The organism is Acinetobacter uliginosus, from assembly GCF_044130295.1.
Lineage (GTDB): Bacteria > Pseudomonadota > Gammaproteobacteria > Pseudomonadales > Moraxellaceae > Acinetobacter.
Genome location: NZ_JBIQOC010000006.1, coordinates 34,862 through 59,124, shown reverse-complemented (window position 1 = coordinate 59,124; position 24,263 = coordinate 34,862). Strand labels below are relative to the sequence as shown.

Annotated in this window: 27 protein-coding genes, 6 tRNA genes, 1 other RNA gene and 1 riboswitch; of the genes, 12 read left to right on the top strand and 22 right to left on the bottom strand. The window is 42.7% G+C overall.

The genetic code is table 11. The annotated features are described in order from the left end of the window. Positions 1-145 precede the first annotated feature (145 nt). Together ACE01T_RS02550 and rpoD are read right to left on the bottom strand one after the other, a co-directional pair. Complete coding sequence (locus ACE01T_RS02550) at positions 146-433, bottom strand: YbeD family protein (protein WP_086196931.1); 288 nt, start codon at positions 431-433, stop codon at positions 146-148. Positions 434-550: 117 nt separating this feature from the next. Then, complete coding sequence (gene rpoD / locus ACE01T_RS02545; RefSeq protein WP_180042403.1) at positions 551-2,437, bottom strand: RNA polymerase sigma factor RpoD; 1,887 nt, start codon at positions 2,435-2,437, stop codon at positions 551-553. A 368-nt stretch (positions 2,438-2,805) separates the two neighbouring features. On the opposite strand from rpoD, the gene ACE01T_RS02540 reads away from it, so the two are divergent. Next, positions 2,806-3,015, top strand: coding sequence for a PA3496 family putative envelope integrity protein (locus ACE01T_RS02540; protein ID WP_086176283.1), 210 nt, complete (start codon positions 2,806-2,808; stop codon positions 3,013-3,015). 69 nt (positions 3,016-3,084) lie between these two features. Continuing rightward, positions 3,085-3,609, top strand: coding sequence for a YecA/YgfB family protein (locus ACE01T_RS02535; RefSeq protein WP_166170407.1), 525 nt, complete (start codon positions 3,085-3,087; stop codon positions 3,607-3,609). A gap of 158 nt (positions 3,610-3,767) precedes the next feature. Here ACE01T_RS02535 and ACE01T_RS02530 read toward each other — a convergent pair whose 3' ends face one another. From ACE01T_RS02530 to trhO, 4 genes are all read right to left on the bottom strand, one after another. Beyond that, positions 3,768-4,187 carry an ABZJ_00895 family protein gene (locus tag ACE01T_RS02530; RefSeq protein WP_180042401.1) on the bottom strand — a complete coding sequence of 140 codons (420 nt, stop codon included), beginning with the start codon at positions 4,185-4,187 and terminating at the stop codon, positions 3,768-3,770. Positions 4,188-4,208: 21 nt separating this feature from the next. Then, positions 4,209-4,823, bottom strand: a complete 615-nt coding sequence (locus tag ACE01T_RS02525; RefSeq protein ID WP_180042399.1) for a DedA family protein — start codon at positions 4,821-4,823, stop codon at positions 4,209-4,211. Positions 4,824-4,908: 85 nt separating this feature from the next. Beyond that, on the bottom strand, positions 4,909-5,193 hold the full coding sequence (locus ACE01T_RS02520) for an FUSC family protein (RefSeq protein WP_180042397.1): 285 nt from the start codon (positions 5,191-5,193) through the stop codon (positions 4,909-4,911). A 220-nt stretch (positions 5,194-5,413) separates the two neighbouring features. Continuing rightward, on the bottom strand, positions 5,414-6,346 hold the full coding sequence (trhO, locus tag ACE01T_RS02515) for an oxygen-dependent tRNA uridine(34) hydroxylase TrhO (RefSeq protein ID WP_180042395.1): 933 nt from the start codon (positions 6,344-6,346) through the stop codon (positions 5,414-5,416). A gap of 206 nt (positions 6,347-6,552) precedes the next feature. Here trhO and ACE01T_RS02510 point away from each other — a divergent pair, with 206 nt between their 5' ends. Then, positions 6,553-7,041 carry a DUF1289 domain-containing protein gene (locus ACE01T_RS02510; RefSeq protein WP_395518655.1) on the top strand — a complete coding sequence of 163 codons (489 nt, stop codon included), beginning with the start codon at positions 6,553-6,555 and terminating at the stop codon, positions 7,039-7,041. A gap of 140 nt (positions 7,042-7,181) precedes the next feature. Here the strand turns inward: ACE01T_RS02510 and ribB are convergent, their stop codons facing one another. From ribB to ACE01T_RS02450, 12 genes are all read right to left on the bottom strand, one after another. Beyond that, complete coding sequence (gene ribB, locus ACE01T_RS02505; protein WP_086196844.1) at positions 7,182-7,841, bottom strand: 3,4-dihydroxy-2-butanone-4-phosphate synthase; 660 nt, start codon at positions 7,839-7,841, stop codon at positions 7,182-7,184. A gap of 94 nt (positions 7,842-7,935) precedes the next feature. After that, a riboswitch (FMN riboswitch) is annotated at positions 7,936-8,096 on the bottom strand. 175 nt (positions 8,097-8,271) lie between these two features. Next, the gene (gene panD, locus ACE01T_RS02500) at positions 8,272-8,652 is read right to left on the bottom strand and encodes an aspartate 1-decarboxylase (protein WP_086196843.1); all 381 of its coding nucleotides are present in this window, start codon (positions 8,650-8,652) and stop codon (positions 8,272-8,274) included. A 143-nt stretch (positions 8,653-8,795) separates the two neighbouring features. Then, positions 8,796-9,377 carry an aminoacyl-tRNA hydrolase gene (gene pth / locus ACE01T_RS02495; RefSeq protein WP_180042391.1) on the bottom strand — a complete coding sequence of 194 codons (582 nt, stop codon included), beginning with the start codon at positions 9,375-9,377 and terminating at the stop codon, positions 8,796-8,798. 19 nt (positions 9,378-9,396) lie between these two features. After that, positions 9,397-9,693 (bottom strand): 50S ribosomal protein L25, encoded by a 297-nt coding sequence (rplY, locus tag ACE01T_RS02490; RefSeq protein WP_086196841.1) that lies wholly within the window; start codon positions 9,691-9,693, stop codon positions 9,397-9,399. Between the two features lie 100 nt (positions 9,694-9,793). Continuing rightward, positions 9,794-10,747, bottom strand: coding sequence for a ribose-phosphate pyrophosphokinase (locus ACE01T_RS02485; protein ID WP_086196840.1), 954 nt, complete (start codon positions 10,745-10,747; stop codon positions 9,794-9,796). Positions 10,748-10,783: 36 nt separating this feature from the next. After that, positions 10,784-10,858 (bottom strand) — tRNA-Gln (locus ACE01T_RS02480). Between the two features lie 91 nt (positions 10,859-10,949). Then, a tRNA-Gln gene (locus ACE01T_RS02475) sits at positions 10,950-11,024 on the bottom strand. A gap of 41 nt (positions 11,025-11,065) precedes the next feature. Continuing rightward, positions 11,066-11,140, bottom strand: a tRNA-Gln gene (locus ACE01T_RS02470). A gap of 27 nt (positions 11,141-11,167) precedes the next feature. After that, positions 11,168-11,242 (bottom strand) — tRNA-Gln (locus ACE01T_RS02465). A gap of 1 nt (position 11,243) precedes the next feature. Beyond that, positions 11,244-12,074, bottom strand: coding sequence for a 4-(cytidine 5'-diphospho)-2-C-methyl-D-erythritol kinase (gene ispE / locus ACE01T_RS02460; RefSeq protein ID WP_180042389.1), 831 nt, complete (start codon positions 12,072-12,074; stop codon positions 11,244-11,246). 24 nt (positions 12,075-12,098) lie between these two features. Then, on the bottom strand, positions 12,099-12,680 hold the full coding sequence (gene lolB / locus ACE01T_RS02455; RefSeq protein WP_180042387.1) for a lipoprotein insertase outer membrane protein LolB: 582 nt from the start codon (positions 12,678-12,680) through the stop codon (positions 12,099-12,101). An 8-nt stretch (positions 12,681-12,688) separates the two neighbouring features. Beyond that, on the bottom strand, positions 12,689-14,401 hold the full coding sequence (locus tag ACE01T_RS02450) for a tetratricopeptide repeat protein (protein ID WP_180042384.1): 1,713 nt from the start codon (positions 14,399-14,401) through the stop codon (positions 12,689-12,691). A gap of 78 nt (positions 14,402-14,479) precedes the next feature. Here ACE01T_RS02450 and hemA point away from each other — a divergent pair, with 78 nt between their 5' ends. After that, a complete protein-coding gene (hemA, locus tag ACE01T_RS02445; protein ID WP_180042382.1) occupies positions 14,480-15,769 on the top strand; it encodes a glutamyl-tRNA reductase in 1,290 nt (429 codons plus the stop codon). A gap of 22 nt (positions 15,770-15,791) precedes the next feature. On the opposite strand, the gene ACE01T_RS02440 is transcribed toward hemA, so the two are convergent. Both ACE01T_RS02440 and ACE01T_RS02435 read right to left on the bottom strand, forming a co-directional pair. After that, the gene (locus tag ACE01T_RS02440) at positions 15,792-17,699 is read right to left on the bottom strand and encodes a DNA primase (RefSeq protein WP_180042380.1); all 1,908 of its coding nucleotides are present in this window, start codon (positions 17,697-17,699) and stop codon (positions 15,792-15,794) included. 197 nt (positions 17,700-17,896) lie between these two features. Then, positions 17,897-18,928 carry an outer membrane protein assembly factor BamD gene (locus tag ACE01T_RS02435; RefSeq protein ID WP_180042378.1) on the bottom strand — a complete coding sequence of 344 codons (1,032 nt, stop codon included), beginning with the start codon at positions 18,926-18,928 and terminating at the stop codon, positions 17,897-17,899. Between the two features lie 71 nt (positions 18,929-18,999). On the opposite strand from ACE01T_RS02435, the gene rluD reads away from it, so the two are divergent. Genes rluD through ACE01T_RS02420 form a run of 3 tightly spaced genes read left to right on the top strand, consistent with a single transcriptional unit; the run spans position 19,000 to position 21,438 of the window. Continuing rightward, the gene (gene rluD, locus ACE01T_RS02430) at positions 19,000-20,052 is read left to right on the top strand and encodes a 23S rRNA pseudouridine(1911/1915/1917) synthase RluD (protein WP_180042376.1); all 1,053 of its coding nucleotides are present in this window, start codon (positions 19,000-19,002) and stop codon (positions 20,050-20,052) included. A 51-nt stretch (positions 20,053-20,103) separates the two neighbouring features. Then, entirely contained in the window at positions 20,104-20,844 is a 741-nt protein-coding gene (gene pgeF / locus ACE01T_RS02425; protein ID WP_180042374.1) for a peptidoglycan editing factor PgeF, read from the top strand. A 42-nt stretch (positions 20,845-20,886) separates the two neighbouring features. Beyond that, on the top strand, positions 20,887-21,438 hold the full coding sequence (locus tag ACE01T_RS02420; protein ID WP_166170375.1) for a flavodoxin family protein: 552 nt from the start codon (positions 20,887-20,889) through the stop codon (positions 21,436-21,438). A gap of 61 nt (positions 21,439-21,499) precedes the next feature. Here ACE01T_RS02420 and smpB read toward each other — a convergent pair whose 3' ends face one another. After that, complete coding sequence (gene smpB / locus ACE01T_RS02415; RefSeq protein WP_086196831.1) at positions 21,500-21,976, bottom strand: SsrA-binding protein SmpB; 477 nt, start codon at positions 21,974-21,976, stop codon at positions 21,500-21,502. 140 nt (positions 21,977-22,116) lie between these two features. Between smpB and coaD the strand changes: the two genes are divergently transcribed. The 4 genes from coaD to ACE01T_RS02395 all read left to right on the top strand — a co-directional run bounded on the left by coaD (position 22,117) and on the right by ACE01T_RS02395 (position 23,432). After that, a complete protein-coding gene (coaD, locus tag ACE01T_RS02410; protein ID WP_086196830.1) occupies positions 22,117-22,608 on the top strand; it encodes a pantetheine-phosphate adenylyltransferase in 492 nt (163 codons plus the stop codon). Position 22,609: 1 nt separating this feature from the next. Beyond that, on the top strand, positions 22,610-22,873 hold the full coding sequence (locus ACE01T_RS02405; protein ID WP_180042373.1) for a YfhL family 4Fe-4S dicluster ferredoxin: 264 nt from the start codon (positions 22,610-22,612) through the stop codon (positions 22,871-22,873). A gap of 26 nt (positions 22,874-22,899) precedes the next feature. Beyond that, an RNA gene (gene rnpB / locus ACE01T_RS02400) (RNase P RNA component class A) lies at positions 22,900-23,283 on the top strand. A 72-nt stretch (positions 23,284-23,355) separates the two neighbouring features. Further along, a tRNA-Met gene (locus ACE01T_RS02395) sits at positions 23,356-23,432 on the top strand. Positions 23,433-23,530: 98 nt separating this feature from the next. Here ACE01T_RS02395 and ACE01T_RS02390 read toward each other — a convergent pair. After that, entirely contained in the window at positions 23,531-23,794 is a 264-nt protein-coding gene (locus ACE01T_RS02390; RefSeq protein ID WP_257221636.1) for a hypothetical protein, read from the bottom strand. A gap of 286 nt (positions 23,795-24,080) precedes the next feature. Here ACE01T_RS02390 and ACE01T_RS02385 point away from each other — a divergent pair. Next, positions 24,081-24,157, top strand: a tRNA-Met gene (locus ACE01T_RS02385). Positions 24,158-24,263 lie beyond the last annotated feature (106 nt).

The following is a 24,263-nucleotide window of genomic DNA, read 5'->3' as shown; positions in this document are numbered from 1 at the left end:
AAATTTTCAACAGGATGCAAGGATTATAATGAAATCATGCCAAGATAGGGGATGATCACTGCACGATTTAGAGTTTTTCGTAGTATTGATAATATTTTTATTGGCTTATAAATAAAAAAACACGCATGACGCGTGTTTTTTGCTCTTAAAGTGCAGTTTTAATCAATGGGCAGGCTGCCAAGTCAGCATATAAAGCATGTACCTGTTCCAGTTCGACAAAAACGATTTGGGCAGTTAAAGAGTGATATTTTCCAGTACGTGAAGGTTGTACCTTGATGCTGTTACCATCAAATTCCGGAAAATGTTTTACCAAAATATCTACAACAGCAATATGTAATTCTTCACAGGCTTCACCAATCAGTTTGATCGGATAATCCATAGGGAAAACCCATAGATGTTCCTGAAGTTCGCGAGATGGTGTACGGTCTAACATGGTCATAGTAGTCCCACTTATATATCAAACGCCTGCATAGAGGCAGGCGTTATGTGTTGCTGAATACTAGATGGGGGTGTTGGATAATTTTTCAATCCCCATCCGTATCACTATGTCTTAGTCATTTTCCAGGAATGAACGTAAGTGTTCAGAACGGGAAGGATGACGTAATTTGCGTAGTGCTTTGGCTTCAATCTGACGGATACGTTCACGGGTAACGTCAAACTGTTTACCGACTTCTTCCAGAGTGTGGTCAGTCGGCATGTCGATACCAAAACGCATTTTCAAGACTTTCGCTTCACGTTCAGTCAGGTTTTCCAGTACTTCACGGGTTGCTTCTTTCAGGCCTTCTGAAGTTGCCGCATCAATTGGAGAAGTGATGTTGCCATCTTCAATGAAGTCACCCAAATGTGAATCTTCATCATCACCAATTGGCGTTTCCATGGAAATCGGCTCTTTGGCAATTTTAAGTACTTTACGGACTTTAACTTCATCCATTTCCAGACGTTCGCCCAATTCTTCCGGGGTTGGTTCACGGCCCATTTCCTGAAGTAATTGACGAGATACACGGTTGATCTTGTTGATGGTTTCAATCATGTGTACCGGGATACGAATGGTACGTGCCTGATCGGCAATCGAACGGGTAATTGCCTGACGAATCCACCAGGTGGCATAAGTCGAGAATTTATAACCGCGACGGTATTCAAACTTGTCTACCGCTTTCATCAAGCCGATGTTCCCTTCTTGAATCAGGTCAAGGAATTGTAAACCACGGTTGGTATATTTTTTCGCAATTGAAATTACCAGACGCAAGTTGGCTTCGACCATTTCCTTTTTCGCACGACGGGCTTTTGCTTCACCTACTGCCATACGTTTAGAAATATCTTTGATTTCCTTAACATTCAAACCCAATTCTTTTTCGATGTCGGCAATTTTTTGCTGGAATGCCAGTACATCGGGACGTACTTTTTCTAAATAAGTTTTTTGTTCAGCTGGCGCTTTGGCAATTTGCTCATCTAACCAGGCTGGATTTGATTCCTGCCCCGGGAAAGACGTACGGAATTGAGTACGGTCCATACGGCCACGGCGGACTGCATAACGCATTACTTCACGTTCAGACGTGCGGATCTGTTCATGGGTGCCACGAATCATTTCAGAAATGATGTCAAATAGACGCGGAGTGAATTTGAACATCATAAACACGGTTGCCAGTGCTTGAAGCGCTTCATCTGCCTGTTTGCTGTTACGACCGTATTTTTCAATGGTCGCTTTGGTTACTTTCCAGGCTTCTTCCAGTTCAGCAAAACGCACACGTGCAATTTCTGGATCAGGACCGGATTCACCTTCAGAATCATCCTCAGTTTCAGCTTCTTCTTCTTCGTCATCGTCCAGTTTTACATCTTTGGTCGATTTAGATGTTGATTCTTCATCCTCATCGATATCCGCTTCATCTTCTAAAACTTCTGGGATTTCTTCATCAGATTCCGGGTCTAAATAGCCCGATAAAATATCAGCAAGACGACGTTCACCTTCAGTAACATCGTTATATTCTTTTAATACAACTTCAACGGCATTTGGCCAGTAGGCAATCGAGTGCAGAACGTCACGGATACCTTCTTCAATGCGTTTAGCAATGCTAATTTCGCCTTCACGTGTTAAGAGTTCAACCGTTCCCATTTCACGCATGTACATACGTACGGGATCTGTGGTGCGACCAGGTTCGTTTTCAACAGAAGCAAGTACGGCTGCCGCTTCTTCTTCGGCAACTTCATCGGTCGCTTCTGCACTAGTGCCATCGAACATGGTGTCATCAGATTCAGGCGCACGTTCATGAACAGGAATACCGACATCCTGAAGCATCTGAATGATGTCTTCAATCTGTTCGCTTTCCGTGATCGAGTCTGGGAGATGATCGTTAACCTCAGCGTAAGTTAAGTAACCTTGCTCTTTGCCTCGGCTAATCAGAGCCGCTACTTGCGAAGTAGGGGAAGTCATATCGCTCATCTTTGCTTACTCTTCGTTGAATCTGTGGCAGTGAAAAACCGTGCATGATAGCACAATTTGCTTAAAATTGTTTTGAATATTGATTGCTCAAGTTTCATTTAAAAATATAAATTTGATTTAACAGCTGTTTTCAATATTGGGCTGAAACTTTTTTTTTCAAGTCCATAGGGTGGATCACTCAAATTATGTTGAGTTTTTATTGGTCCATGCTGGAAATTCCAGGAACTAATAAATACACAATTTTTAGGGAGAAAAACAAGATTAAACCCGGTTTGCGGGAGAAAAAAATAAAAATACTTGACAAGAGTGCGTAAGCAGGATAAATAGCGCCTAGACCCATTCACTTTTTTCACCTTGAGGTAGTTTTAGTGTCTTCTACAGATTTTGAACTAGATGATAGCTACAGTGATGATGATGTTAGTTTTGATGAAGTATCAAGCAAAATTAGTGCTAAAGAGTCGTTAGAAAAACGTCGTCTGATTGATGACCTTCTTGCACAGCGTCGTTTAGAGCGTGAGCTGAAAGATTTTGATTATGATCTGGATGATGACGACGATTTTGATGATGAAGAAGACTAAAATAGGATTCTGCATAGCAGGCTAAAATGCTATGCTATGTCGCAGTTATTTTACAAACCTGGATTTTAAATGAGTGCTTTAGATTTAGACCTTTTGAGCGAATATCTAGATGGCGACCAGAATGAATATGGTCTAGATTTTCCGGCTACTCATGGCTTTTTATGTGCAATTGCGGTTGGTCCGAAATTCGATAAATGGCTGGACGAACTTTTTGATAACAATCATAAGAAAGTGCCTGCTGAAATCATTGCTCAAGTAAAAGCCTGGTTAGAATCAATTCGTCAAAGCCTGGCGAATGAAGAAGGAATCGAGTTTCCTTTTGAAATTGAAGAAGCAGAAGTGGATTCAAGTTTAGGTGACTGGAGTGTCGGCTTTGTCGATGCCATGTTCTTAAACGAAGATGCCTGGTTCACTCCTGAACATGAAGAACAATTAGTTGATTTAACTTTGCCAATGATGGTCTTTAGTGGTGTGGATGAAGAAGATCCGCAAATGGAATCTTTCCGTCGCAATGGCCAGTTGATGGATGAAATTGCTGAAGAAATTCCGGATAATTTAAATGAATTATATTTGATGTACCATACGCCAGCATGATGGTACGCCTTGCGCTGCTATAATCGCCGCGCATAGATCACACACCAGCGTGATGTGACATCTTGTGCTGTTCTAATCGCAGCTTATGTATATATTTAGCTCAGATTAATTTGTTAATAAAAAAGCACCATAAGGTGCTTTTTTAATTGTTCAATTGGCTATTTTCTGGATTTTAATTTCAAGAAGAGCGGACTCATCCACTGATAGGCAATAAAGAATAAAGCAAAATGTATTGCAACGATGAGCAACATAAATACGGCATAACCTGCTAAACCCATTTTTTCAGCAGATTGAATAATTTGTTCTGCATTCGGGTTCATCATGACCAAAAAGAATATAATAAAACACTCCAAAGTAATGGCAATCGCAGTATTTCCCCAGACCAAGATATTGCGTTCTTGTACAGTCGGCAAGCGTTGTTCTTTTTGCAGGAATTTAACCACATGACGAATCATGGTAACCAAAAAAATAGCGACGAAGAGCATCAAGCCAAGATTGGTAACAAACAATAAAAACAAAACGCTGAGAATTAAAACCACGCCATAATCGATAGCAAAACTTTTTAGATATTGTTGCATTTAAGCCCCTGATAAAATCAATTAGTTCTTCATTTTGCGTAGTTGTCTACGGTATAGGAGGATGGCGATAATCACCAGGATAATGAGGATAATACCATGGCTGACTTGGCTAAATATTTGCTGCATGAGCTGTTGGTTTTCACCAAAGTAAAAACCGACACAAGCCAGAAATGTAGTCCAGATGATAGTCCCTAAGCCACTGTAAAACATAAACTTCCAAAAAGGCATGTGGCTCATGCCAGCGGGAATACTAATCAGCGAGCGAACTGCCGGAATCATACGACCAAAGAATACGATGCGATGTCCATAATGCTCAAACCAGTCCAGAGACTTTTTAACATCACTAGATTTGATAAACATATATCTGCCATAACGGTCAACGAAACGGAAAATACTGTCATGGTTAAACTTATAGCCAATCCAATACAGTAAAGCAGCTGCAAGCAATGAACCGAAACAACCGGCAATGATGACGCCAAATAAAGTCAGCTGGCCTTGTGATGCAGAATAGCCAGCCGAGGGCATGATGATTTCAGAAGGAATAGGCGGGAATACGTTGTCAAGAAACATCAGTAGGGCAATACCGAGATAGCCCAATTGTTCCATGATGGAGATAATCCATTCTGTCAGATTCATAAAGTGATAAAAATAATCGTGATATTTACACCATCCTAAAGTTTATTAGATTTAGGGTAAAGTGTAGCCAGGTAATCAGTCTGGATTATTCCTGGCTATGAATCAGAGTATGGATATAAACTTTTCTCAAACTATAGGCAAGTGCAAATGGAATTACACCGAGCAAGGCATATTCTATAAAATTAGGTGTAAGGTGATATGCAATAAATATGGAAAAAATGCTGCCAATAATAGCACCCATCATCACAATAAAAAGATGGGATTCCTGCTCTAGAGTTTGTTTAATGTGTTTGACTTTTTGTAGATTTCTTTCGCGTGCAAGGTAAAAGCGTCGAGTATAATTGGCGGAACGACTAATTGCTCTTGACATAATTTAACTCCTTTTTCACGTTACTTTTTAATGTTATATATTAAATATTTCACGTTAAAAATTAATGGGTTATAGATTTATTATAATTTTTATCCCAGATTACCATATTATTTGTGACTTGATATACATTAATGGTGAAAATTGGTGATATTTTTTTATTTATTGTTAATTTTAGGTAAATAAAAAGCCCTCGAGTGAGGGCTTTTTTGAGGGAGATTAATTACAGGCGTTTACGCTTGGCAGCTGCAATTTGTGACTGACGCATACGGAAACCGGCTTTTTGCTTCTCGCTGGTTTTGTCGATGCAGTATTTACATGATACGCCATGTTCATAGCTTGGAAGTTCTACTTCTCCAGGAAGCAAAGGCCAGCCACAAGCATGACACTTGGTGTTCTGGCCTTCTTCTACACCATGAGTAACAGCTGTACGGCCATCAAACACGAAACATTCACCTTCCCACATACTTTCATCAGCAGGAGTTTCTTCCAGGTATTTTAAAATACCGCCTTTCAAATGATAGACCTCATTAAAGCCTTCTTGCAGCAATAATGATGTTGATTTTTCACAGCGAATACCACCCGTACAGAACATGGCAATTTTCTTGTCTTTATGCTGTTCCAGCTGTTTTTTTACATATTCCGGGAATTCACGGAAGGTTTCAGTTTTAGGATCAATTGCGCCTTTAAATGTACCGGCTTTATATTCATAGTCGTTACGGGTATCAATCAAGATCACGTCATCACGTGCAATCAGTTCATTCCATTCTTTTGGATCAAGATAGTGACCGACTAAATCGCGCGGTTTGACTTCAACGCCTAAAGTCACAATTTCTTTTTTTAGTTTAATTTTCATTTTACGGAATGGCTTGTCAGAGCTGTGTGACTCTTTATATTCCATTGCGTTAAAACCTTCATCCAGAAGAAACTGGTGGATGGTATCAATTGCTGCACGGTCACCTGCTACAGTACCGTTAATGCCTTCTCCTGCAACAATAAGAGTTCCACAAAGATTGATGGTTTTTACCAAATCAAGAAGACGTTGCTGCAGATCGGCAGGATTTTGAACTTCTTTAAATTGATATAGTGCCGCAACAACCCAGTCAGTGGTCGCTTGCTGTTCTACAGGTGCAAGCTGTTCTACAGTAGCGTTCATGGAAAACTCCAAATGTATTAAGGTAAGACAAAATTTAAGCCGCATATTCTAACGTGAATTGGCGCAATTAGCGATAAAACCTAGTATGAAATATGGTTTTTCATTTGCTGTTGGGGGATGTATGATGCCTGTGCTGATGGTTTATCAAATCAGAAAAGCGGTCTGAATTTTCCAGATGTGAACATTGTTGAATTTCGGAGTTTATTTTGAATACTGATCGTCGAATTGCTTCTTTGACCCCATGTGCAGGGCGTTGCTCTACGGTGTTTGGTGATTCGGTCTGTCGGGGGTGCCGTCGTTTTAATCATGAAGTGATTAAATGGAATACCTATACAGCAGAGCAGCATACAGCCATTTGGCGTCGATTAGATTCGCAACTTGATCAGATTTTGATTCCAATGTTGCCTATGGCGGATATCACCCATGTTGAAGGTTTTGTTTTATCCAAGCATGTGCGGTTGCGTCCGGATGCGAGCAAAGGGCGCAAGCTATACCATGCATTAAAATTATGTGAGAAAAATCGTCATTTTACTGATGATAGTGGGTTAGGTATTCACTATAAAGATGTTCGTCCTTTGTGGGATGAATTTGAGCGACGAGTATTGGCACTTGCCACAGCCAGTTATGATTTGGCCTTTTTACGCGCTGATGGCATCAGTATGCATTTGTTGCAAAGTCTGGAAGAAGAGGATTAAATCCTCTTTTTTAACTTAAAATTTATAAAAAAATTTCTTATTCTCGTGTGCACTGAAATCATTTTGCATTAAAAAATCATCAGGCTTAATCAGGAAGCCTGATGATTTTAATTTTTTTGTGGCAAGTTTTGTTGTCTCGTTTAAAGATTATGCTGCAAACGGTACTGTACAATTTCTTCAATGGTAATCACGGTTAAATGATGAGTCTGTGCATAAGACAGAACCTGAATACCAGATGCCATCGTACCGTCAGGATTGGTCAGTTCACATAATACACCAGCGGGTTTCAAGCCAGCCAAACGTGCCAGATCAATGGTGCCTTCAGTATGGCCACGACGCGTCAGTACCCCACCTTCGCGCGCGCGTAAAGGGAAGACATGACCTGGTCGGTTGAGATCACTTGCCACAGCACCATCTTTAATTGCCGCTTTTACTGTGGTGGTACGGTCTTTTGCCGAAACGCCTGTAGTGACACCTTCTGCTGCTTCAATGGTCACGGTAAAAGCTGTTTTAAAATGGCTGGAGTTATCTGTCACCATTGGGGGAAGTTCCAGATGGTTAGCGAGTTCATCAGTCAAACAAAGACAGACAATGCCTGAGCCATCGCGAATCATACGGGCCATAGTGTCTACAGTTAAGGTTTCTGCAGCCACGATCAGGTCGGCTTCATTTTCACGGTCAAAGTCATCCATGACTAAAACGGGTTTGCCTTGGCGGATATCTTCTAAAGCTTTCTGGATGCGTTGTTTAGCAGGAGGAAGGGCAGAAAAGAAAATTTCGGGTTGAATCAAACTAGACATTGAAACGCTCTCGTAAAATAAACATACGGTTGAACATTTCAGGACTGATGCAGAAATGGGGTCGCAGCGATATATCACATATCAATATCGGTTACGTCGTCTTCTTTCATCCGGACTATACCGTCGGCTTTGGTTTTTCACCAAATCTGCGAGTAAACTTTAACCAGTTTACAGGCTCGTGGGCTGATTAAATCCTACAAGAATGTAGTTTTAATTTACCACCGGTGGGGAATTGCACCCCGCCCTGAAGCGATGTGTCATAAGTATAGTCCTGTTTTTAACAGTGGGTACAAATTTCTATAGATGAATCAGTCATATCCATAGTCAAACCAAGAATAACTTTAGAATAAGCTTATAATTATGAATATGTAGGGTATAAAAAAGCCCGCAGAAGCGAGCTTTTTGAATGTTTTGATCTGAACTGATCAGTTTAGGCAACCTGTACAGGAATACAGTTGGCGGTATGGTTCACTGTATTGTCCGGATTGGCATATACCAGACGAGGTTTATGGGCATTCGCTTCAGCTTCGGTGAAATCGCCAAATGTGGCGATAATCATTAAATCGCCCACATCAGCCTGCAGGGCAGCACCACCATTGACTGAAATAATGCCAGAATTTTCTTCACCACGGATGGCATAAGTGGTAAAACGCTTACCATTAGTCACGTTCCACATATGAATTTCTTCATATTCACGGATACCGGCTAAATCCATTAACACGCCGTCAATTGCACAAGAACCTTCATAATGTAATTCTGCTTGTGTCACGACACAACGGTGGATTTTAGCTTTTAATAAACGAGAAAGCATGGCTAGCGTCTCCTTAGTCGACCTAAGATTTTATCTTAGTTAAATCAAATCACTTCTTACTGGATCAGTAATCCGCAGAAAGCGCATTTTGCTCCGAAAAAAGCAACATGGCAAGAAGGAAAATTCAATTATTTGTAGAATGATCAGTTCGGTTTATACGCGTTAATTTGATTCATGGCTGTCTGAATGTCACCGTTTACCAGCAATTTAATGCGAGATAAAGCATGTGCAATGGCATCATCCATTAAACCTTGTTCGCTGCTTGGAGCTTTGCTCAGGACATGACCCGATACGCGTTCTTTGGAACCTGGGTGACCGATACCGATACGTAAGCGATGGAAATTGGGACCTGTATGCGGAACGATATCACGTAAACCGTTATGCCCACCATGACCACCACCTGTTTTCAGGCGAATGACACCGGGATTCATATCCAGTTCGTCATGTGCGATGAGCATGGCTTCAGGAGCAACTTGATAGAATTTGGCGAAGGGTACAACGCTTTTGCCAGAGGCATTCATAAAGGTTGTGGGTAACAGCAGACGAACGTCTTGACCTTCGATGTTACCTCGACCACTGATTCCGTGGAATTTAGGATCGGCTTTGAGAGAGATGCCATATTGTTCTGCAAGGCGTTCAACGAACCAGAAGCCTGCATTATGGCGGGTTTGGGCATATTCCTTACCAGGATTGCCCAAACCAACAATTAGCGAAAGTTTTGACACTAATTTACACCGTTAACACTTATGCGCGTTTAAAGTCAGCGTGCATTGGAGTGTTTTTAGCTGGGTGACGTTGTAAAGCTTGGATTTTAACGCTTTCAACTTTGTCACCAACTTTGATTTCAACAACTTCTTCAAAGAAAGCGTTGTCTTCAAGTGCTTTAACAAGTTCACGAAGTTCTAAAGTAACCGCTACAGGTTCAGCAGCACCACCGTAGATGATTGCTGGTACTTTGCTTTGAAGACGAAGGCGGCGGCTCGAACCTTTCCCTTGTACTGCTTCTTCACGTGCTGCTGCGTTTAATACGAAGTTTGCCATGATAGACATTCCTAATTTAAGTTTAATTAAGCTGAGTTTTCGACCAGCTCAGCGATAGAAAACCCTGCTAAAGGCAGGGTTTTGAAAATTTAGCGCTATATTATAGATAAGAATCAAACATTGCGCTAATAGATTCTTCGTTGTTAATACGACGAATTGTTTCAGCAACCATGCTGGCGACTGAAACTTGGCGAATCTTACCAAGTTCTTGAGCTTCTTGAGAAAGAGGAATGGTATCCGTAACAACGAGCTCGTCGATTACAGAGTTTTTCAAGTTCTCAATTGCTTTACCAGAAAGTACTGGGTGAGTTGCATAGGCAACTACACGGCGCGCACCAAACTGTTTCAGTGCATCAGCAGCTTTACATAAAGTACCTGCTGTATCCACCATGTCATCCACGATGACGCAGTCACGATCTTTTACATCACCAATCAAATGCATCACTTGTGATTCATTGGCTTTTTGACGACGTTTATCGATGATTGCAAGATCGATATCACCCATTTGTTTCGCTACAGCACGTGCACGAACTACACCACCAACGTCTGGAGAAACAACCATTAGGTTATGGTGTTGCTGTTGACGAAGATCAGCAAGTAATGCAGGAGTACCGTAGATGTTGTCTACAGGGATATCGAAGAAACCTTGAATCTGGTCAGCATGAAGGTCGATCATTACTACGCGGTCAATACCAACAGTTGTCAGCATGTCTGCGACAACTTTTGCGGTGATTGGCACACGGCTTGAACGAGGACGACGGTCTTGACGAGCATATCCGAAGTAAGGGATGACAGCAGTAATACGACCTGCACTTGCACGACGCAAAGCATCAGCCATAACAAGGACTTCCATCAGGTTGTCATTCGTTGGGGCGCAAGTAGGCTGTACTAGGAATACGTCTTTACCACGAACATTTTCAGTAATTTCGACAGCGATTTCACCGTCAGAAAATTGACCTACAGATGCTGCACCTAAAGGGATGTGCAGATGGCTTACGACTTTTTGGGCGAATTGTGGATGTGCAGTTCCACTAAAAACGACAAGATTGGGCATGAAGCACCCTTGGCGGTTGGAATGTTTGAAAATAGATGGCAGGGGCGGCTGGATTCGAACCAACGGATGCCGAGATCAAAACCCGGTGCCTTACCACTTGGCGACGCCCCTAATGCGGCAGAACTTTAATATTTTTGCGGTTCTGTGTCAAGGTGAATTAACAAATGAACATGCAAATTCTGTTCTGTCTTTTTTGAGAAAATGGCAGGGGCGGCTGGATTCGAACCAACGGATGCCGAGATCAAAACCCGGTGCCTTACCACTTGGCGACGCCCCTAAATTTGATTGCTGTATTGTGATTTAAACCATAAGTTTAAATGGCAGGGGCGGCTGGATTCGAACCAACGGATGCCGAGATCAAAACCCGGTGCCTTACCACTTGGCGACGCCCCTAATACAGTAATCTACAGATGAATATGATGGCAGGGGCGGCTGGATTCGAACCAACGGATGCCGAGATCAAAACCCGGTGCCTTACCACTTGGCGACGCCCCTATCATATAACCTTGAAATGACGTAATGGTGATTCATTTAAACTATTGACCAAGTAAGCTTTACAAGGCAAATGAGCTAAAATCTCATCAATATTCATGTCAGCGGTTACTTCAGTAAAAACACAAGCACCTGTACCTGTAAGTTTTGCAACACCGAACTGGTCTAAATACTGCATCGCTTCATTTACCTCAGGATATAGGCTTTTTGCCAAAGGCTCAAAGTTATTTCCAAAGTTAAATGGCTTTAACTGATAGGCGCAAAATTTAGTAGGCTTCGTGTCTCTTGTCAACGTTTTTTGTGAAAAAAGCAATTGAGTGCTGATAAAACAATCAGGTTTTAACACAATGTATTGTTTTTGATCTAAGTCTATGAATGTTAAGTGTTCACCAATACCTTCCGCCCAGGCATTCCGACCATGGACAAAAACTGGAACATCGGCACCTAATTTGAGTCCCAGTTCGGCTAACTGCTCAATACTTAAGCCACATTGCCATAACTGATTGACCACAATGAGGGTGGTGGCCGCATTGGATGACCCCCCGCCAAGTCCAGCACCCATAGGAATATTTTTTTCAATGCGGATATTTAAGCCTGAATATGCTGTTGCATACGGCTTTAAAATCTGTGTTGCCTTGAAAATCAGGTTCTGTTCCAAATCAACGCTGTTTAGTCCATCAATACTAATTTCAGGACTTGCTGTTTGGCTAAATTCCAGCCAGTCATACAGGTCAATGAGCTGAAAAATGCTTTGCAATTCATGGTAGCCGTCGTCACGACGGCCGGTGATATGCAAAAAAAGATTAAGCTTGGCAGGAGAGGGAACACGAATCATAGAATTTTAAACTTTTGAATAGGCTTAACGGTTTTGAATGAGCATTGTAATACGGTTTTCCTGACCGGATTCAAGCAGATGTTTTAAAACTAGCTTGTTCGGTAACTGGGCTTGCTCGTTATAACTGAGATCTACTATCCAGCCATCTTCCAAGAACTGGATGGGGCGGTTTTGCTCATCTTTACTGATTTTTGCCAGCATAGTTGCCGGTTTGGCCTGAACCCAATCGACTAAATGAGTAATCGGGGCTTGCCAGCCTGTGGCACGCTCCAGTAACTCTTCCGGAGTATCCGCTGTAATCAACCCGGTTTTTGCACTATTGAGGGTGACATTACCCGGTTGACCGGAAATCTGGGTTTTACCCACGCCCAAAATTCCGCTTAATTCGATGTCGAATGCATCCTGCTGTTGTACCCAGGTAAAAAAGGCACTGCCAGATTGTCCCGGAGTTCTTACCCCAATTTTACCTTGCAGATTAAAATTCTTCGCAGCTTCTGGAATTTGAGCCACATTCGGTGCTTGAGGCTGGGTGTATTGTTGGCAACCGCTCAGGATTAGCGTGCTTGCTGCAATCAGGCTTAAACTGAATTTTGAAAAAATGTGCATACAGATAGTTAACTCTTTTTCATTTGTTGCGGTAACAGTAACGATTTCAATTGCTCTAATTGCGGATCATTCGGATGATTTTTTTGTAATTGTTGTAACACTTTACTAAATTTTGTCAGCTCACCTTGCATGTATAAAGATTTTGCATAACGTACACCAATTTTCACATTTTGACTTAATTGGTAGGCTTGCTCTAATACTTGAGCTGAAGTTTTAAAGTCATTTTGTAAATAAGTGATATAGCCTAAAGTATCTAAAATAGAGGCCTGTTCCGGAGCAAATTCCAGAGCATGTTCAACATACTTGCGGGCTTCATCTAAACGCCGGTTTTGCAGGGCAAGCGTATAGGCATAGGCATTGAGGTAAGTCGGGCTATTGGGTTCTATTTCCAGTAATTTTTTCAATAATTTATCCAGTTTATCTTTGTCTTGAAAAGCATCAAGTAATAACACTTCGGAGTAAATTAGTTCCGGGTCATCCGGGACGTTTTTAATGGCTTCATCCAGCAGGCGCATGGCTGCTTTTTTATTGTCCATGCGTTTTAAAATATCAGCCTGAGCCTGGTACAGGAAACTGGCATATTGCGGATAATTGACCCGTTCCTGAGTCAGGAAGCGCAGGGCATCAGTGGGCTGGTTCTGGGCAGTAAAAATATTAACCATGTTGCGGCGCGAAACTGTGTACAGGCTGCCATCCACCAGACGGTAATAGGCTTTTGCGGTTTCAAAATGCTGCTTTCGTTCGGCATTGACTGCCAGATAATAATAGGCCTCATTTTGATATTGCGTGGAATATCGCAGCTCAACTAAATATTTTTCAGCTTTTTCATATTGTTCTAAGTCAATACTGGTTAAACCGGCAATAAACAGCGCTTCTTCTTCATGCGGCCATTTTTTTAACAGGGCTTCAAGTTTATTGAGAGCTTCTTCTGACTTATTTAATTTAATCAGATATTTAATTTCCGCTAAGCGAACTTCGATATTGTTTTTATGTTTGCGGCTGGCTTTGTCGTACCATTTTAGGGTTGCTTCATCATCGCCCAAGGCACTGAGCAAATTGGCCTTCATTAAAATAAAGCCGGTCACATTGGCACGCTTTTTTAAGGCACGACTAATGGTGGTCAGGGCATGCTCCAGTTGCCCGTTTTGTGCTTCCAAGCCTGCAATCAGTACCAGTACGGAAGGATTATCCCGTTCTTTACTTTTACGCAAGGCATCAATCAGAAAATCCCGATCTTCAGGGTCTTCAGGGGCAATTCCGGCCAGAATTTTTTCCAGGTCTGCATTGGGGTCAATATTTAAAATTTTGTCCAGCGTTTCTGCGGCGAGTTCATATTCATGGGCTTTTAAGGCAATATGTGAAAGATAAAATAAAGCCGGCACATCGGTCGGTTCTTGCACCACCCAATGGGTTGCAATATCCAGGGCTGCTTTTAGATCATTCTGTTCAATCGCAACATTTAAGGCGCGCTGTTTAACCGTGGTGGAATTGCTTTTAATTGCAAGCACGGTGTAGTTGTGTAATGCTGTGGGAATGTCCTGATAGGTCAGTGCAAATTCAGCAATCATGCTTTGTTTTATGGCATTATAATTTGAATTGGCATGATAAATTTCTCCAGATGCTCTAATATGAGCACTGTAAGCCATGCTACCCACAAGTAAGAATGTGGTAGAATATTGCTTAATTGTCGCGCCGTTTATCCGGCTATTTGTTTGACGCAATTTTTCTTGATCCAAGTAATGCTTTTTATGACACCAATACTGCACAATAGCATAAATTTAGCGAAATGATGATCTGATATGTCTTTCTTTGCATTGGGTGTCAACCATCAAACCGCCTCTGTAGAGCTGCGTGAGCAGATTGCATTTAATCCTGAAAAATTAATGCACCTGCTTGCCCTGCAAAGCCAAAACCATGACTTGAATGATATGGTGGTGGTCTCTACATGTAACCGCACCGAAGTTTATGCCATGTCTGAAAATGCGGACATGGTAATGAATTGGCTCGCCGAAGCAAATGACTTAGATGTTAAACAATTGTTTAATCATGTATATCGTTACGAAAATGCGCAGGCAGTGACCCATTTAATGCGGGTAGCCAGTGGTCTGGATTCGCTGATGCTAGGTGAACCGCAAATTTTGGGGCAGGTGAAATCTGCATTGTCTCTGGCTAAAGATGCACATACCGTTTCTCCGGATTTAAACCGAATTTTTGAATACGCCTTTTATGCAGCCAAACGTGTGCGCTCGGAAACAGCAGTGGGGAGTCATGCTGTTTCGATGGGCTATGCCGTTGCCCAACTTGCACTTCAGGTGTTTAGTAAACCTGAAAAACTGACTGTGATGGTGGTGGCTGCAGGGGAAATGAACAGCCTGGTGGCGAAGCATTTAGCGGAAATGGGAGTGGGGAAAGTCCTGATTTGCAACCGAACCCACGCGCGTGCAGAAAATCTGGCACAGGAAATTGCCCATCGCGTTGATGTGGAAATTATTGAATTCTCTGAGTTGGCTGCAAATTTACACCGCGCAGACGTCATTTCAAGCTGTACCGGAAGTCTGCATCAGGTCATTTCATATCAAGATGTTAAAACAGCGTTGAAAAAACGTCGTTATCAACAAATGCTGTTGGTCGATTTGGCCGTTCCGCGTGATATTGATCCCAAAGTAGAATCTCTGGATGGCGTTTATTTGTATGGAGTGGACGACCTGCAAAGTGTGATTGACGATAATCTTGCCCAACGTCGCCAGGCTGCGGTTGAAGCCGAGGTAATGGTCAATCAGTTAGTTACAGAAATGCTGACCCAGGAAAAAATCAAAAAAGCTGGCAGTACCATTCAAGCTTATCGTGAACAGGGTGAAGTACTCAGGCAAGAAGAACTGGCTTTGGCAATCTCACGTCTGGCTAGTGGTGACAATCCTGAGCAGATTTTGCAGGAATTATCGTATCGCCTGACACAAAAACTACTGCATCCAACTTCAATCTTGTTGCGACAGGCAGCCAAGGCTGAAGATCCGGCTTGTTTTGAATCGATGCGTGATCAATTAGAAGATGTATTTGCTAAACGGCGTAATACCAAGCATGAATCATAAATACTAAATTATAGCCGCTCGCTTAGTCTTCCAGCAGGGTAAGCGAGCGCTTTTTATCAATCTCGTAAATTTTCTGTTTCAGGTTGCGCATTTCGGCAATGCTGGTGAACTTTTTAGATTTGAGTTTTTGTTGCAAACATTGATATTGCAGTTTGATGGAAAAATCTTCTGCCAGTTTATCTGCCTGCTCCGGTGATGAGGTGTAATCACTGACATTGGCATGTAGCAAAATATTTTGCAGATCATGGTGATAAGGCGCACATGCACCTAAGACATAATACTGCGACAGCTCGGTATCATCAGGCAAATCATCAAAAATAATATTGAAGATATTTAGAATTTTAAACAGCAATTGATCCTGAGAAATCAAGGCGCGTAGCGGTTCAAAATGAATATACAGATAGGGGTGATTCATTAAAATCGCAATGACATATTCTTCAGCATCAATCTTGGTGCTAAAGCTTAAGGATGCGTCATTGTTGACTTGCGGTTGCCATTTGCGGCTAAAGCCCAGTTTTTCTCTAAAGAACTGCTGCAATAAATAACGGTACGACCCCTGTTTTGGCAATAGTTCGGTCAGTTGGCGTAATTCACCCATGACCTGGCTTTTGCCTTCCGGCTTGGTCACATCATGATTCTGGGTGAGATGTGCAAAAACAAAATCGGAGAGTAACGGCGCTTGCTGTAACAGGCGGTGAAAGTTTTCAATACCTTCACGGCGAATCAGTGAATCCGGGTCGTGATCATTGGGTAACACAAAAAACTTGAGTTCACGGCCATCATTGAGTAGCGGCAGCGCAATTTCCAGAGTACGGCGGGCGGCTTTTTGTCCGGCAGCATCACCATCAAAAGCAATGGTAATACGGTTGTTTTGTTTGAATAAAATATTCAGGTGTTCAGTATTACTGGCTGTTCCCAAGGTCGCCACAGCACCAGAAATGCCATATTGCTGCAAAGCAATCACATCCATATAACCTTCAACCATCAGCCAGTCCTGGGCTTTCTGTTTTCGGCCTTCATATAAACCATACAGCAACTGGTTTTTATGGAACACTTCCGAGTCCGGCGAGTTGATGTATTTGGGTTTGATTTCGTCATTCAAGGCACGACCACCAAAACCGACCACGCGACCTTTAGCATCCCGGATCGGGAAAATCACCCGGTCACGCAGCAGGTCAAAATCGCGTCCATTGTCACTGGTACGGATCAGCCCCAGTAGTTTTAAGCCTTCAATATCCTGTGGAAAAGCTTTTTCCAGATGTTGCCAGTCTTCTGGCGCATAGCCTAAACGCCAATAGTCAATGGTCTCTGCACTTAAGCCACGTTGCTTGAAATATTGCTGGGCACTGGTACTTTGCGGTAACTGGCGTTGGTAATACTGGGCAATGTTTTCCAGTAGATCAAACAGGTTGCCGTCTTGTACTGTTTCTTCCATTGGCATCTGTTCAAAAGATGCAAATGGATCATCATAGTATTCGGTTTCTTGCGCCTGAAATTCTGCAAAAGGATCAAAATGTGCTACAGGCGCTGCATTCGGTGTTTGATCGATGGTGTTTTTCGGTTGTTCTTGCAGCTGTGTTGCTGCAGCAGGTTTTATGGATTCACGTTTATATTTGATTTTATTGCTGTCGTTATTGTCTTTCGGCAGTTCAATCCCGGTACGGCTCGATAGATCCTTCATCACATCAATAAAGTTACGACCGTCAATATCCATTAAAAAGCGGATGGCATTACCGTTGGCCTGACAGCCAAAACAATGGAAATATTGCTTGTCGCGATAGACATGGAAAGATGGCGATTTTTCCTGATGAAAAGGGCAGCAACCTGAATAGGTGCGACCAGTTTTCTTGAGTTTCACGCGCTGACCAATCAGATCGACAATATCGGTGCGATCCAGGATTTGATCAATCGTGTGTTGAGGAATAGCCATAGGTATGCAATCGGGTGATAATTTATCTAAATGGCTGACAAATAAGCTGTCAGAATTTCCGCATATTAAAATTGCGGCATCGGTTAAAAGTTAATTTGTATACCTTTTGCGCAAAATGATCAATATGATGCATTGAAATGACAAAAGGGCAAGTATGATAACTTGCCCTTCATAAAAATGCGACCGATAAGCCAAGCTTATTCTGATGCTGGTGCCTCGGTTGGTGTTTCTTGTTGAGGCTGTTGCTCTGGTGCGGCAGGAATGCTGCTTTCAGTTTTAGGACGGTCTAGCAAGCCAAAACTGATGCGATTAGTGAAACTGCGTTTTTCACTCTGCGCTGCATTTTGTTGTTGCTCTGCTTCGGTCGAGCTTTGCGCTTCGCGGCCAAAAATACCTAAAGTGGTGCGGTTAAACCAGCTGCCTTCACCATGTGCAGCACGCATATTCACGCTACCATCAGCTTTGACCAGATGCGGATAATTCAGCTTTAACACTTCAATGTACTGCTGTGAAGTCTGCTGATCGCCCAATTTGTCATATCCATAGGCCATGGTTGCTAAAGCTTCAGGAATTTGTGGGGTTTGTGGATAGTGTTCAACCACCCATTGTGAACGTTCAACGGCAGCAAGCCATGCTTTACGCTTAATATTAAAGCGCGCTGCGTTCATTTCACTTTCAGCCAGCTCCGTGCCAATGAACTTCATACGCTGTGCCGCATCGACAGCATAAGTACTTGATGGGAAGCGACGGATGAAATCAACAAAGTTCTGATAAGCCACTTTTAAATAGCTGACATCACGGTGTGACTGTTTTAATGAGGTATAACGCAATAGGCCATCATAGTTTTGTTCCATGTTCGCGACACCACGAACATAGTAGGCATAGTCCACATTGGGATGTTGCGGGTTTAAACGGATAAAACGCTCAGCCAGGGCAACTGCGCCTTCATAATCTTTTTGTTGAAATTTAACGTATAACAATTCCAGCTGTGCCTGTTGGGCATAGTCACCTGTTGGATAATAGGTATCGATTGCTTCAAGATGTTTGGCCGCATCGGTATATTGACCACGTTCAAGGGCTTTTTCAGCTTTTTGAATATAAACTTGTTCGCTAGATTGTGGTCCTGTGTCTACCACTTCTTTCTTTGGATTACTGCTACAGCCCACTATTGCCGACGCAACGCCTAAAGATAAAGCAAGCATTGTCATTTTATAACGTGGTAACGACATAAAAATTCCTCTGTTAATACGGGCAATGAGCTACAATTGCACTATTAAACCACTTTTGTCTGAATGAGCAAATGAGTCAAGCACAATCTTCTAATTCTAATGTCCCTGAAACTGATTTCAATTTACTTGAAGATTCTGAGGATGCAGATAACCATACTTCAGACTCAACTGCAACACGTTTATCGTTGCAATTTCAATTGGATGAAAGTTATTTAGGGCAACGTATCGATCAGGTTGCAGCGCTAGTCTGGAGCGATTTTTCTCGTGAAAAATTGAAGCAGTGGCTGAAAGATGGCCATTTGTTGGTAAATGGTAACACTGTCAAACCTAAGTATAAATGTGAAGGCAATGAGCTGCTCACGCTGGATGTAGAGCTGGAAGTTCAAACCAAAAGCCTGCCGGAAAATATTCCCCTCAATGTGGTGTATGAAGATGACGATATTATTGTCATTAACAAACCGGTTGGTATGGTTGTTCATCCAGGTGCGGGAAATACCAGCGGTACACTGGTGAACGCCTTGCTTTATCATTATCCAAAATCTGCTGAACTGGCTCGTGCCGGTCTGGTACACCGTATTGATAAAGACACCAGCGGTTTGCTGGTGGTAGCGAAAAATCTTGAAGCCCAGTTTTCTTTAAGCAAGCAATTGGCGAAGAAATCGGTATATCGTCTCTATGATTTGGTGGTGTACGGTAACATTATTGCCGGTGGTACGATTGATGAGCCAATTAAGCGCCATCCGGTCGATCGAGTAAAAATGGCCGTGTTGCCGGGTGGTCGAGATGCAGTGACCCATTACAACGTGAAAGAACGCTTTCAGCATTTCACTCGTGTGCAGGCACGTCTGGAAACCGGCCGTACCCATCAGATTCGTGTGCATTTTAGTTATCTGGGCTTTGGTCTGGTCGGTGATTCGGTGTATATGAGCCGTGTCCGTGTACCGGCAGGTGCTTCAGAATTACTGGCCGATACTTTACGCGGCTTTAAACGTCAGGCCTTGCATGCAACCAAACTCGGACTGATTCATCCGCGTAGTGGTGAAGAAATGATGTTTGAGGCACCATGGGCAGATGACTTTGCGCAATTGATTGATGTATTGCGCAGTGAAAATAAAGCCTATTAAGTGGTTTTATGGCTGGGTATGAATCATAAGGAAAAGCACAAGGAAATAGACATGCAATTTGTTCAAGGGCTTCCGGAAGGTGTATGTGTTGGGCAGACGCGAGTGCATCATGAAAAAAATCAGCCTTCAGCTCAACCTGAACTTGCAGGATTTAACCTGGCCTTGCATGTGGGTGATGATGCAAAGCGTGTACAGCAGCACCGTATGGCTTTACTGGCGGAGTTTGCTGAATTCGGGGTCGATAAAGTGACCTGGATGACGCAAACCCATAGCACCATTTGTCATACCATCAATGAAGAAATCCCTTTTCAGGCCCTGGAAGGGGATGGAGTGGTGACCCAGCGTAAAGCACATGCCTTAATGATGATGACTGCGGATTGTTTACCTGTCGTGCTCGGCAATGCAGATGGAACGGAGATAGCGAATTTGCATGCCGGCTGGCGAGGCTTGGCCCATGGTATTGTGGAAAATACCATTGCTGCCATGCAAACCCAGCCAACTTGGGCATGGTTGGGCGCTGCGATTAGTCAGCCCTGTTTTGAAATTGGAGCAGAAGTCAAACAGGCTTTCTGCTCTAAATACCCTGAACTGGAAGCTGCTTTTAAAGCGGGTGAAAAAGCAGATAAGTTTTATGCTGACTTATATGCCATTGCGCGATTTATTTTAAAGCAACATGGGGTTGAAATTGTGCTGGGCGGTGACCAATGTTCCTACACACAGGCAGAAGAATATTTTTCCTATCGCCGTGCAGCTAAAACCGGTCGTATGGCAACATTCGTGTTTATGATTTGAAACTGTTAAACTTGTTGATTAAAACTTACTGCTTTTATTGATATGCTTTTATCCACGAAATCTCTTGCTATCGTTTATCACAGCCCCTATGGACATACTGCAAAGGTCGCTTCTTTCATTGCTCAAGGGGCCAAGCAAACCGGTATTCAGGTACATTGCATGAATATCGAGCATGTGGATTGGGATGTTTTGGATCAGGCTGATGCCATTATATTCGGTTGTCCGACCTATATGGGTAGTATTACTTCAGCCTTGAAGCTATTTATGGAGCAGTCATCCAAACGCTGGCTGGCACGGACCTGGCAAGGCAAAATTGCAGCGGGTTTTACCAATGGCGGCGGATTGAGTGGTGATAAACTGGCAGTATTGCAGCAAATCAATCTGTTTGCCATGCAGCACGGCATGCTGTGGGCAGGTTTGCCGCTGATGCCGACTGGGCGTGGTTCGCAGGACCTGAACCGGATGTCGGGCTTTTTGGGATTGATGACCCAATCGGATAATGCCCCGGTAGAGGTGACACCACCGCAAGGTGACCTAGATACGGCTATCTGGTTTGGTGAATATCTGGCATTGTTAGCAAACAGATTCAAATAAGTTTAGATTTTTACCTGAATTAAAAAACCTCCAGCTGGAGGTTTTTTAATTCAGGTAAAAATTATTTGTGGAAAATCCGGGCCTTGTCACGCTGCCAGTCCCGGTCTTTTTCAGTCGCACGTTTATCGTGTAACTGTTTCCCTTTAACCAGGGCAATTTCCAGTTTGGCTAATGGACCTTTCCAGTAGCAGGCCAAAGGTACACAGGCATAACCTTTCTGATTCACTGCACCCAAAAGTTTTTCAATTTCGCGGCGTGAAAGCAGCAATTTGCGTGTGCGGGTGGCTTCAGGCACCACATGCGTTGAAGCAGATAACAGGGGCTGGATTTGTGCACCAAATAAAAACGCTTCATTGTTCTTGAACAGAATATAACTTTCGGTAATGGTCATCCGCCCGGCACGCAAGGACTTGACTTCCCAGCCTTGTAAAGACAACCCGGCTTCGAATTTATCTTCAATAAAATAATCATGGCGAGCACGCTTGTTCTGCGCAATAGTGCCACCAGTATTTTTTTTAACTACGATTGATTTCGACATAATACGCATATTCCAAGATTAGTTCTATTTTGCCTCAAACTCGCTCTGAGGTGAAGTTTTTTCAAAAGTAAGGAGATTGTTCACTAAAAAAAGAAGTTTTTGTTAAAATAGGGCTCTACTAAAAACTAGAGTAAAAATGGATGACTAAATCTCGCGTCATTTATCCAGGCACTTTCGATCCAATTACCAATGGACATATCGATTTGGTGTCACGTGCAGCGAAAATGTTTGATGAAGTTGTGGTTGCTATTGCCATTGGTCATCACAAAAATCCAGTCTTTAGTTTGGAAGAGCGAGTGGAACTAGCAAAAAAATCGCTCAGTCATTTGCCTAATGTAGAATTTGTCGGCTTTGATGGTCTGTTGGTCAATTTTTTCCGTGAACAGAAAGCAACAGCTGTGCTGCGTGGATTACGCGCCGTATCTGACTTTGAGTACGAATTTCAACTGGCCAACATGAACCGCCGCCTGGATGCAAGTTTTGAGGCGGTATTTCTAACCCCTTCAGAGCAATATTCTTTTATTTCATCTACTTTAGTACGTGAAATAGCACGCTTAAATGGTGATGTCGCGCAGTTTGTACCGCAAGCTGTGGTAGAAGCCTTTAAGCGGAAACAACAGCAAGGTTGGTAACGTGTCTTTATATATTACCGATGAATGCATCAATTGTGATGTCTGTGAGCCGGTGTGCCCGAATGAGGCGATATTCATGGGTGAGGTCATTTATGAAATTCACCCGGACTTATGTACTGAATGTGTCGGGCATTTTGATCAGCCACAATGTCAATTGTTCTGTCCGGTCGACTGTATTCCGCATGATCCCCAGCATGTGGAATCACAAGATGACCTGATGGAAAAATATAAAAAGCTGATTGAACAAAAAAGCACCAGCAATTAGTGCTGAAATTTGTTAGCATACGCCCCGAAGTGAGCCAGACGATCGCTGCTGTGGAGATCTCCGTGATTGAAGCAGGGGAGGAAAGTCCGGGCTTCGTAGGGCAGGGTGCCAGGTAACGCCTGGGCGGTGAAAGCCGACGGCAAGTGCAGCAGAGAGTAGACCGCCATCTTTGCAATTTCCCTTCGGGGAGACCAAGAGAGATGGTAAGGGTGAAAGGGTGCGGTAAGAGCGCACCGCGTGTCTGGTAACAGTTCACGGCAAGGTAAACCCCACCAGAAGCAAGACCAAATAGGAATCCTTCAGGCACGGCCCGTGCTGGATTCGGGTAGGTCGCTTGAGCGTACGAGTGATTGTACGCCTAGAGGAATGATCGTTCACGACAGAACCCGGCTTATCGGCTCACTTCACCAATTTTTTTACAATTATTGCGTGATATTTCTTGACATGAAGTGCCCTGAAATAGATAATACGCGCACAGTTTTGGCTATGTAGCTCAGTTGGTTAGAGCACCGCACTCATAATGCGGGGGTCACAGGTTCAAGTCCCGTCATAGCCACCATTTTCATAGACCACGTTTATAAAAGCGTGGTCTTTTTTTATGTCTAAAATTTATCTTAAAAAATCATTATTTACATTGAATTGCACTGGCATCGAGTTTTACTTTAGGAAATTTTTGCTTATATTTTCCAGAATTTTTGGCTTTTTATCTTTTCCAAACACGATCTGTTGCAATTGATCGATTTTATTTTTAGTAAGATGAAACTGTGCATAGAGCAAAGCAATCTGGTTTTGCGTAGCAACTGCTAATTTCTGATCTTGCGGAATCTGCTCAATACGATAGAGCTTTTGCTGTGCTTGACTGCGTTGTACTGGGGGCTGTGCTTTTGCTACATGGTCAAAAGTTGTTGATTGTTGATCCATCACCAATCCATACAGACTCCATTGTAATCGACGAATATGGGTGAAACTAACTGGCAGAGGAGCCACTAATTAGGGGAATTAAGCTGATGGCGATGAATTTGAGATGCATTTTATTTCAATATTTCAGTGCTTTAATTTTAAGGTTTAAGTAGGAAATAGCTGGAATAAATCGCTGTTTTGTTTAAATATTAACTGAAAAAAAATAAAACGCTCAAACTCTGAACACTCATAAAATAAAGGGCTTGACGCTAGTTGTCGAAATCTAGATAATGCGCACACAGTTTATGGCTATGTAGCTCAGTTGGTTAGAGCACCGCACTCATAATGCGGGGGTCACAGGTTCAAGTCCCGTCATAGCCACCATTTTTATAGACCATGCTCTCAGCATGGTCTCTTTTTTTATGGTTCAAAAAAGTCAGGTCGATTCTCAGAAGCAGAAAAAGGTCTGTTAACCATCCATTAGTAAAAT